Origin of the sequence: Streptomyces sp. NPDC058308, assembly GCF_042880275.1 — a bacterium.
Classification (GTDB): Bacteria; Actinomycetota; Actinomycetes; order Streptomycetales; family Streptomycetaceae; genus Streptomyces.
The window spans coordinates 1-9,930 of sequence record NZ_JBHVZA010000050.1; the positions used below are offsets into that span (position 1 = coordinate 1).

Below are 9,930 nucleotides of genomic sequence, written 5' to 3' on the forward strand. Positions count from 1 at the left end.
GGACCAGGCCCCGCGTCCCGCAGGGCCCCTGGAGAGCGCCCGCAGGGCGCTCCACCCAGGGGCGCGGGGAACTGCGCGGCCAGCCCCCACCGGGCAGGCAGCCGCCGAAGTGCCGGCCCCGGCAGCCGCTAAGGCGCCACCGCCCAGTGACAGGCAACCTGCGTCTCGCCCCCACCCGAAAGCACCGCCAGATCCTCCCCGCGGCAGCGGTCCGCGACCCCCGCCCGCTCCGCCTCCCCCGAGGCAAGCACCTGGCAGCGCGCGTGGAACCGGCAGCCTCCCGGAATCCGTGAGGGATCCGGCGGCTCGCCCGTGAGGACCACAGGGTCACCAGGGGCTTCCGGCAGGACGGACAACAGGGCCTGCGTATAAGGGTGCTGAGGCGCCGTCAGCACCTCCTCCACCGTGCCCGTCTCGACGATCCGGCCCAGGTACATCACCGCGACACGGTCCGCGATGTTCCAGGCGAGCCCCAGATCGTGCGTCACCACCAGCGCGGAGAGGCCGAGTTCGTCGCGCAGCCGGAGCAGCAGGGCGAGGATCTCGCCGCGCACGGACGCGTCGAGGGACGCCACCGGCTCGTCGGCGACGATGAGTTCGGGGTCGAGGACCAGCGCGCCCGCGATGACGACGCGCTGGCGCTGGCCGCCCGACAGCTCGTGCGGATAGCGCAGGAAGAAGCGCTCCGGGGGCCGCAGCCCGGCCCGTGAAAGGGCCTCGGCGACCGCGGTCCGCTCGTCGCCCGCGTACCCGTGGATGCGCAGACCCTCCGCCACGGCGTCGTACACCGTGTGCCGGGGGTTGAGCGAGCCGCTGGGGTCCTGGAGGACCAGCTGGACCCGCTTGCGGTACGCCTTGAGGGCGCGGCCCGAGTATTCCAGCGGCTTGCCGCCGAACGTCACCTGTCCGGCGGTCGGCGGTACCAGGCCAAGGAGCGAACGGGCCAGCGTCGTCTTGCCGCACCCCGACTCGCCGACCAGGGCCACGATCTCGCCGCCCTTGATGTCGAGGTCGACGCCGTCCACGGCCCGTGCGGTCGGCGCGCCGCGGCGGCCGGGGAAGGCGATGTGCAGACCGGCGGCGGACAGCAGGGGGCCGTCGGCCGCGGGCGGGATCGTGGATACGGTCATGCGCGGTTCCTCTTCACGGGGGCTCTCGGTCACGGCGTGCGCTCCGCCGCCGCGGGCGCCGACGTGGGCTGCGCCGGGAGCGGCGCGCCCGCGTGGACGCAGGCCGCGCGGTGGTGCGGCCCCGCGTCCCGCAGGGCCTGGTCCTCCGTGGCGCAGGTGTCGAGTGCGACCGGGCACCGGGGGTGGAACGTGCAGCCCGTCGGCAGGTCGGACGGGTCGGGCGGGTCGCCGGGCAGGCCGCGCGGGGCGAACCGCGACGCCGCGTCGCCGATACGCGGGAAGGCCGCCGACAGGGCGTTTCCGTACGGGTGCCGGGCGTTCTCGTAGACCTCGGAGGCCGGCCCCTCCTCGACGACGCGCCCCGCGTACATCACGGCGAGCCGGTCGCAGGTGTCGGAGAGCACCGCGAGGTCATGGCTGATCATCATGAGACCGAGGTCCTGCTGGTCCACCAACTGCTCGATCAGGCGCAGGATCTGAGCCTGGATCATCACGTCGAGCGCGGTGGTCGGCTCGTCGGCGATGATCAGGCGGGGGTCGCAGGCGAGGGCCATCGCGATCATGACGCGCTGCCGCTGCCCGCCGGACAGCTCGTGCGGGTAGGCCTGCGCGCGGGCCGCGGGCAGCCCCACCTCTTCGAGGAGTTCGCCGACCTTCCGTTTGGCGCCCGCCTGCGTCGCCTTCTTGTGCAGCAGGATCGGCTCGGCGATCTGGTCGCCGATGCGGTGCACGGCGTTCAGCGAGTGCATCGCGCCCTGGAAGACGATCGACGCGCCCGCCCAGCGCACCGCGCGGACCCGCCCCCACTTCATGGTGAGGACGTCCTCGCCGTCGAGCAGGATCTCGCCGGACACCTTCGCGCCGGCGGGCAGGAGGCGCAGCAGGGCCAGCGCGAGCGTGGACTTGCCGCACCCCGACTCGCCGGCCACGCCCAGCTTGTGACCCGCTTCGACGTGCATGGTGACACCGCGGACGGCGGCGGCGCCGTTCGCGTACGTCACTTCGAGGTCGCGCACGTCGAGGAGGCGGTGGGGCTCAGTGGTCTGTACGTCGTTCAACGGGAGGCCCCCAGCCTGGGGTTGAGCACGGATTCCACGGCGCGGCCGCACAGCGTGAACGCCAGCGCGACGATCGCGATGGCGAGACCGGGCGGGGCGAGGTACCACCAGTGCCCGGCGCTGACCGCGCCCGCCTCGCGCGCGTCCTGCAGCAGGCCGCCCCACGAGACGTTGGTCGGGTCGCCGAGGCCGAGGAAGGCGAGGGTGGCCTCGGTGAGGATGGCGCCGGAGATGACCAGGGTGGTCTGGGCGAGGACGAGCGGCATGACGTTGGGCAGCACGTGCCGGGTCATGATGTGGCCGTGGCCCCCGCCGAGGGCCTGGGCGCGCTCGATGTACGGGCGGGACTCCACCGCGAGGGTCTGCGCGCGCACCAGACGCGCCGTCGTCGGCCAGGTCGTCACGCCGATCGCCAGGATGATCGTCCAGATCGAGCGGGACATCACGGAGGCGAGGGCGATGGCGAGGACCAGCGTCGGCATCACCAGGAACCAGTCGGTGACGCGCATGATGACGGTGGCGTACCAGCCCTTGAAGTGTCCGGCCGTGATCCCGACGAGCGTGCCGATGGCGACCGAGAGGACCGCGGCGAGCAGCCCCACGGCGAGCGAGATGCGCGCGCCCCACACCAGCAGGCCGAGCAGGTCGCGCCCGAACTGGTCGGTGCCCAGCGGGAATTCACCGCTCGGCGACTCCATCGGCTTGCCCGGCGCCTCGGTCACGCTCTGCGCGTCCGAGCCGACGAGCAACGGTGCGAAGACCGCCGCGAGGGCGATCAGGACGAGCGCGGCGAGACCGAGGAGCCCGGCCTTGTGCGTGCGGTACTCGCGCCAGAAGCGGGCGGCGGAGTGCCGCCTGCGCGTCCAGGCAAGCGACCGCGCGCTCTTCGGCGCGGCCGGCGTGGTCGTTCGGGCGGGAGGTGCGGATTCGGTCGTCATCGGCCCACCCGGGGATCGAGCAGCGGATAGATCACGTCGGCCAGGGTGTTCATCAGGATCACCGCGGTGGAGAAGACGAAGAACAGCCCCTGCACCAGTGGCAGGTCGGGCACGCTCAGCGCCTGGTAGAAGAGCCCGCCGAGGCCCGGCCAGGAGAAGACGGTCTCGACGAGGATCGCGCCCGCGACCACGGTGCCGAGGTTGACGAACATCAGCGTCACGGTCGGCAGCATGGCGTTGGGGACGGCGTGCCGCCGCCGTACCAGATCGTCCCGCAGCCCCTTGGCGCGCGCGGTCGTCAGATAGTCGCTGCCCATCTCGTCGAGCAGCGAGGACCGCATGACGAGCAGGGTCTGCGCGTACCCGACGGCGACCAGCGTGATCACCGGGAGCACCATGTGGTGCGCGACGTCGACGACGTACGCGAACCCCGTCTCGCCGCCCGACTCCAGGCCGCCCGTCGGGAACATGCCGGGGATCGGCCCGATGCCCACCGCGAAGACGATGATCAGCAGCAGGCCCAGCCAGAACGACGGCACCGAGTAGAGCGTCAGGGCGAGCCCGGTGTTGAAGCGGTCGCCGAGCCCGCCGTTGCGCCAGGCGGTGCGCGTGCCGAGCCAGATGCCGATGAGGGTGTAGAGGACGTACGCCGTTCCGGTGAGGAGCAGCGTCGCGGGCAGCGCGTCGGTGATCTTGTCCATGACGGGCGCGTGGAACTGGTACGACGTGCCGAAGTCGCCGCTCAGGACATTGCCGGTGTAGTCCCAGAACTGGGCCATGACCGGCTTGTCGAGGCCGAACTCCTTGCGCATCGCGGCGAGTTGTTCGGCCGAGACCCGCTTGCCGCCCGTCATCTGCTTGACGGGGTCGCCGGGGATCAGCCGGAACAGGAAGAAGCTGGTGACGAGCACGGCGAACAGCGACACGACCGCGCCGCCGAGCTTGCCCGCCACATAGAGGAGGTAGGCACGGGTGGTGCGGGCACGCGGCCCGCGGGCCGACGGCGGCCCGGTCTCGGCCGGGCCGCCGTCGGCCCCGGGGCCCAGCGGGCCCTCGGTGTCGAGCAGAGCGGGATTGCTGTCAGCGGTCATGCGTTACTCGCGGTCCTCTGCGGTCGAACGGCGGCGCAGGGCGAACAGGACTCCGCCGCCCACGAGCACCACCGCGGCAGCGGCGATACCGATGATGACACCGGTCGAGCTGCCGTCCTTGGAAGAACTCTTCCCATCCGCGGGCACGGCGGACCACCAGCTCCAATATCCGTCCTGGCCGTAGATGTTGCCGGCGGCCGTCGGCATGGTGGTGATGGACTTGATCTGGTCGGTGCGGTAGGCCTCGACGGCGTTCGGATACGCGAGGACGTTCATGTAGCCCGAGTCGTACAGCCACGACTGCATCTGCTTGACGATGTCGGCCCGCTTGCCCGGGTCGTACTCGGCGAGCTGCTTGTCGTACAGCCCGTCGAACTTCTTGTCGCAGATGAAGTTGTCGGTGGCCGCGCTCTCCTTGGCCTTCACCGGCAGCGCGGCGCAGGTGTGGATGCCGAGCACGAAGTCGGGGTCGGGGTTGACGGACCAGCCGTCGAAGGCGAGGTCGTACTCACCGGCGTACCAGGGCACGGACACGTCGTCGAGGCAGTTGACCTTGAGCCCGATCCCGAGATCCCCCCACCACTCCTTCAGGTACTTCCCGACGGCCTTGTCGTTCGGGTCGGTGGCGTGGCACAGGATGCGGAACTGGAGCGGCTTGCCGTCCTTGCCGACGCGCCGGCCGTTGTCGTCCTTCTGGTAGCCCGCCTCGTCGAGGAGCCGCACGGCCTTCTTCGGGTCGTACTTCATCTCCTGCTCCGCCGACGGCTTCCAGGCGTACTGGGAGAAGCGCGGCGGAATGTACCCCGCGCCCTCGACGGCGTGCCCCTGGAACACCTTGTCGACGAGTGCCTCGCGGTCGACGGAGAGGAAGAGCGCCTGACGGACCCTCTTGTCCAGGAGGGCCGGGTTCCCGTCGCCGAACTTCTTGCCGTCCCTGGTCTTGGCCCCCGGGTTCGTGGCGAGCGCGAAGAAGCGCCGCCCCGGGCCCTCGTTGACCTTGATGTTGTCCTCGTTCTTCAGGGAGGCGGCCTGCGCCGGCGTGAGCGCGGGCTGCCCGGCGACGAACGACACCTCACCCTTGCGGAGGGCGGAGACGGCCGCGTCCTGGTCCTTGTACGTCTTGAAGACCAGCTCGTCGAACTTGGCCGGACCACGCCAGAAGTTCTTGTTGGCCTTCAGCCTCACGTACTGGTCGACCTTGTAGTCCGTCAGGATGAACGCGCCGTTGCCGACGACGGGAAAGTCCTTGTCGTTGTTGAACTTCGAGATGTCGTCGACCTTCTCCCAGACGTGCTGGGGAACGATCGGCACATCCAGCGCCGCCATCGTGGCCTGCGGCTTCTTGAGCTCGATGACCAGCTTGGTGGGGCTGGGCGCGGTCACCTTCTTGAAGTTGGTGACGAAGTTGGAGTTCGCGGTGGCGGTGCCCTCCTTGGACATCACCTTGTTGAACGTCCACGCGGCGTCCTTGGCCGTGGCGGGCTTCCCGTCCGACCACTTGGAGTCCTCCCGGATGGTGTACGTCCAGGTCAGCTTGGAGGCGGACGACTTCCACGAGGTGGCGAAGCCGGGGACCGCCTTGTTGTCCTTGGCGTCGTAGTTCGTCAGGTACTCGTACGTCAGCCGGTGCAGGCTGGTGCTGAGCAGCCGCTGGGCGAGGAACGGACTGAGCGAGTCGACGCTCTGCGCCACGGCGACGGTGAGGACCTTCTTGCCGCCGTCGTCCTTGGCCGCCGCCTGCTGAGGGCCCGGATTGAGCGGCGTGGCAAGACCGGCCGTCAGAGTGAACGCGGCGGCGCCACCGGCGAGCACGAGCCTCAGGCGGCGACGGGGACGGGACGGGCCTGCTCTGTCGGGAACTGCTGCTCTGCCGTGCTGATCTTGTGTGTCCATGGGTCGGTGACCTCGCGTCATCGCTCGCGCAGGGATGGCTGGTTGCACGCTGGTGGATCAAGAGACGTCAGCTGGTGGATGTGTGTCTACCAGCGCCAGTCTGCACGCGTCAACGGCGGGTGAACCCCATGTGGCCTGCGGAAACAACGAGTTGACCGTGATTTCATCCGCATTGGTCAAGACCGGTGACGCGTGGCTGGTGAGGGGGTGACGGTGGGGGAGGGAGGGGGGCTTGAGCTGGTCGGGGAGGGGAGGGGGGCTTGGCCTGGTGGGGGCGTGACCTGGTGGGGAGGGGACTTGGCCTGGCGAGGGGGACTTGGCCTGGTGGGGAGGGTTGGGGGTCCCGGCCCTTCTCCGGCACCGGCTCCCGCTCCGGCTCCCGCACGGCTCCTGCTCCCGCCGTGGCAGTTCCCGCTCCGGCACCGGCTCCCGCACCGGCAGCTCCCGCCCTGGCACCGGCTCCCGCCCTGGCACCGGCTCCCGCCCTGGCCCCGGCTCCCGCCCTGGCACCGGCTCCTGCTCTGGCACCGGGCTCCCGCTGTGGCAGGTCCCGCTCCGGCAGCCCCCGCTGTGGGCAGGCGTTCCGCACGGCGGAACGGGTGGGCACAGCCCGAAGGTGCCGGGCTCCGATGAGGGGGCGGTACGCCGACGGGCCCGCACCGGGGAACGGTGCGGGCCCGCTGACGAGTCGAGGTCGACTGCTACTGCTGAGGGGGCGGAGGCTGCTGATCCCCACCCGGCTGGAATGGCGCCCCCGGCTGGAACGGCGCCCCCGGCTGCACGGCCTGCGGAACCTGACCTGGCTGAGGTTGCGGAACCTGACCTGGCTGAGGTTGTGGAACCTGCCCTGGCTGAGGGTAAGGCTGCTGCGGCTGCCCCTGCGGAGCCTGTCCTTGCGGAGCCTGCGCCTGCGGCGGGGCCTGCCACCCTTGCGGAGCCCCCGGCTGCTGCGGATACGGCTGCTGCCCAGGCGGGACCTGCTGCCCCGGCTGAGCCTGAGGCGGCTGCCCCGGCTGTCCCGGCTGTCCCGGCTGCTGCGGAGCGTACGGCTGAGGCTGCCCCGGATACGGCTGCTGCCCCGGCTGAGGCTGAGGATGACCCTGCGGTTGGGGCTGACCTTGCCCCTGCGGCTGCGGCTGCGGCTGCGGCTGGACCTGGGGCTGAGCAACAGCCCCCTGCTGCCCCGGCATCGGCGGAGCCAAATGCGGCGGCGGATTCCCGTCCGACGTCCACAGCCCCTGCTGCTGCTGCGCCCGCACGAAGTCCTCGGCAACCATCGCGGAGAGGTTGAAGTACGCCTCCCGCACCTTCGGCCGCATCATGTCGAGATCGACCTCCGCACCGGCGGCGAGGTGCTCGTCGAAGGGAACGACGACAACACCCCGGCACCGCGTCTCGAAGTGCGACACGATGTCATCGACCTTGATCATCTTGCCGGTCTCGCGCACACCGGAGATGACGGTGATGGACCGCGAGACGAGGTCGGCGTACCCGTGCGCGGACAGCCAGTCCAGCGTCGTCGACGCGCTGCTCGCCCCGTCCACGGACGGCGTGGAGATGATGATCAGCTGATCGGCGAGGTCGAGCACCCCCCGCATGGCGCTGTAGAGCAGCCCCGTACCGGAGTCGGTCAGAATGATCGGGTACTGCTTCCCGAGCACATCGATGGCGCGCCGGTAGTCCTCGTCGTTGAACGTGGTCGACACGGCCGGGTCGACGTCGTTGGCGATGATCTCGAGCCCGGACGGCGCCTGCGAGGTGAAGCGCCGGATGTCCATGTACGAGTGGATGTACGGGATCGCCTGGACGAGGTCACGAATGGTGGCCCCGGTCTCGCGCCGGACACGACGGCCGAGCGTACCGGCGTCGGGGTTGGCGTCGATGGCGAGGATCTTGTCCTGCCGCTCGGTGGCGAGCGTCGATCCCAGCGCGGTGGTGGTGGTCGTCTTGCCCACGCCACCCTTGAGGCTGATGACGGCGATCCGGTAGCAGGACAGCACCGGCGTCCGGATCAGCTCCAACTTCCGCTGCCGCTCGGCCTCTTCCTTCTTGCCGCCGAGCTTGAACCGCGACCCGCCCCCCGAGGGCCGACTGCTCTTGGCCTTGGGCTTGTTGTTGCGCAGCAGCCGGTCGGAGGAGAGCTCGACGGCGGCGGTGTAACCGAGGGGAGCCCCCGGGTTGGTCCGCTCCCGCTGATCGTGCTGGACGGGCTGCGGCCAGGCGGCACCGGTACGGGGGTCGACGGGCGGCTGCCCCTCTTGGGGAGCGTGCGGCGGCTGCGGCTGCGGCTGCGGCTGCGGCTGCGACGGCTGTTGCTGTTGCTGTTGCTGTTGCGGGAAGCCGTAGCCACCGGCCTGGGCGGGCGGCTGGGCCTGAGGCTGAGCTTGGGGCTGAGGGGCCTGATACTGCTGCGGCTGCTGCGGCTGAACAGGCTGCTGTCCAGGGAAGGGCTGCTGCTGCCCCTGCGGCGCAGGCGGCTGCGGGAACCCGTAACTACCGCCCTGTACGGGCGGGTTAGGCGCGACCGGAGCCGGAGCCGGAGCCGGAGCGGGAACGGAGTTCTGAGCGGGCGGCGGCGGCGCGGACGCGAAGGGCGCGCCGGGTGCGACGGGCGAGGCGGGCGGGACGGGTGCGGACTGCGGGAACCCGTAGCCCCCGTGTGCCGCCTCGGGCGTCGGGGCCTCGGCCGGAGCAACCGGAGCGACCGGAGCGGCGGGCGTGGTCCAGGCGCCCGGCGCCGGCTGCGGAGCCTGAGCCTGTACGGGCTCGGGTGCGGGCGGCGCGGGCTGTACCGGCTGCGCCGGGGGCGGGGTCGGCTGGGGTGCGGGCCACTGCGGCGCCGAGGTCGGAGCCGCGGGCTGGAACGCGGGCGGCAACGGCGGCAACCCGCTCTGCGGCGAGGGCGGCGGCGGAGTCCACGAGGGCGGCACGGAATCCTGCACGGAGGCGTCGCCCGCGGCGGGCACGGCGTCCTGAGGCACGGCATCGCCGACGGAATCATCCGAACCGGCGGCGTCGGCAGCTACGGCCCCGGAGTCAACGGCATCCCTGCTGCCGTCACCCGGATCCTGACCCTCGACGGGCCCGTCCGGACCATCCACGTAGTCCTCGTCACTGACGGACGCACTCTCTTCGACACCGACTTCAGAGGCCTCAGAGGGCTCAGGGACCTCGGAGACCTCGGAGACCTCGGAGACCTCGGAGACCTCGGACGTTTCTACGACCTCGGACGCTTCCGCAGCGGCGGCACGCTCCTCGATCTCCTGCTTGAGCGCGCGAGCGGAGAACCGCATGGTGGCGCCACTCTCAAGATCACCACTCCCGAAGCTCTCGTCGACGGGCGTGAGGGGCGCGACGGACTCCCCAGGACCGACAGCCGCAGCCTCATTCCCGGCCTCAGGAGCGCTGGCTTCGACGTCGGCGTCGGCGTCGGCGTCGGCCTCGCCCTTGGCCGCGGCCAGGGCATCAACCTCGTCCTTCGGCACGACACCAGTCACGTGCACCGATGCGGCAGGCCCGGCAAGGGCCTTGCTCCAGTCGGCGGCATCGCCACCGGAAACCACTGGCGGCACGACAGACGGCGCGGGAGCCGCGTCGGAGGCAGCCTCCTCCACGGCCTCGGAACCACCACTGTCACCCGTCTCGTCCGGAGTCCGAGCCGGAGCCGGGTCCGGAGCCGCAGGCTGAAACCCACTCCCCACGGGCAGCTTCGGGAGGACGCTGGGCACACCGGCCGAAGGCGGATTCACCGGCACCGGCGGAGCCGGAGGAGCGGAGAAGGACGGCATGACGGGCGGCAGAGGCGCAGCGTCAGCCGCCC

General features: G+C 71.1%; 6 protein-coding genes. All 6 read right to left on the minus strand.

Translation table 11 applies throughout. The features are described 5' to 3' along the window. Positions 1-128: 128 nt before the first annotated feature. Complete coding sequence (locus ACFVYL_RS36410) at positions 129-1,130, minus strand: ABC transporter ATP-binding protein (protein WP_389724112.1); 1,002 nt, start codon at positions 1,128-1,130, stop codon at positions 129-131. 29 nt (positions 1,131-1,159) lie between these two features. Continuing rightward, entirely contained in the window at positions 1,160-2,188 is a 1,029-nt protein-coding gene (locus tag ACFVYL_RS36415; protein ID WP_389724115.1) for an ABC transporter ATP-binding protein, read from the minus strand. After that, positions 2,185-3,126, minus strand: a complete 942-nt coding sequence (locus ACFVYL_RS36420) for an ABC transporter permease (protein ID WP_389724118.1) — start codon at positions 3,124-3,126, stop codon at positions 2,185-2,187. The genes ACFVYL_RS36415 and ACFVYL_RS36420 overlap by 4 nt, the downstream gene beginning before the upstream one ends. Next, on the minus strand, positions 3,123-4,217 hold the full coding sequence (locus ACFVYL_RS36425) for an ABC transporter permease (RefSeq protein ID WP_389724121.1): 1,095 nt from the start codon (positions 4,215-4,217) through the stop codon (positions 3,123-3,125). The genes ACFVYL_RS36420 and ACFVYL_RS36425 overlap by 4 nt, the downstream gene beginning before the upstream one ends. A 3-nt stretch (positions 4,218-4,220) precedes the next feature. Continuing rightward, on the minus strand, positions 4,221-6,110 hold the full coding sequence (locus ACFVYL_RS36430) for an ABC transporter substrate-binding protein (RefSeq protein WP_389724124.1): 1,890 nt from the start codon (positions 6,108-6,110) through the stop codon (positions 4,221-4,223). A gap of 701 nt (positions 6,111-6,811) precedes the next feature. Then, complete coding sequence (locus tag ACFVYL_RS36435; protein ID WP_389724127.1) at positions 6,812-9,595, minus strand: MinD/ParA family protein; 2,784 nt, start codon at positions 9,593-9,595, stop codon at positions 6,812-6,814. Positions 9,596-9,930 lie beyond the last annotated feature (335 nt).

What these genes read in the sequence shown, in the direction of transcription:
- ACFVYL_RS36410 (WP_389724112.1), bottom strand. Translation starts at nt 1,130, where the DNA reads ATGACCGTATCCACGATCCCGCCCGCGGCCGACGGCCCCCTGCTGTCC.
- ACFVYL_RS36420 (WP_389724118.1), bottom strand. Translation starts at nt 3,126, where the DNA reads ATGACGACCGAATCCGCACCTCCCGCCCGAACGACCACGCCGGCCGCG.
- ACFVYL_RS36425 (WP_389724121.1), bottom strand. Translation starts at nt 4,217, where the DNA reads ATGACCGCTGACAGCAATCCCGCTCTGCTCGACACCGAGGGCCCGCTG.
- ACFVYL_RS36430 (WP_389724124.1), bottom strand. Translation starts at nt 6,110, where the DNA reads ATGGACACACAAGATCAGCACGGCAGAGCAGCAGTTCCCGACAGAGCA.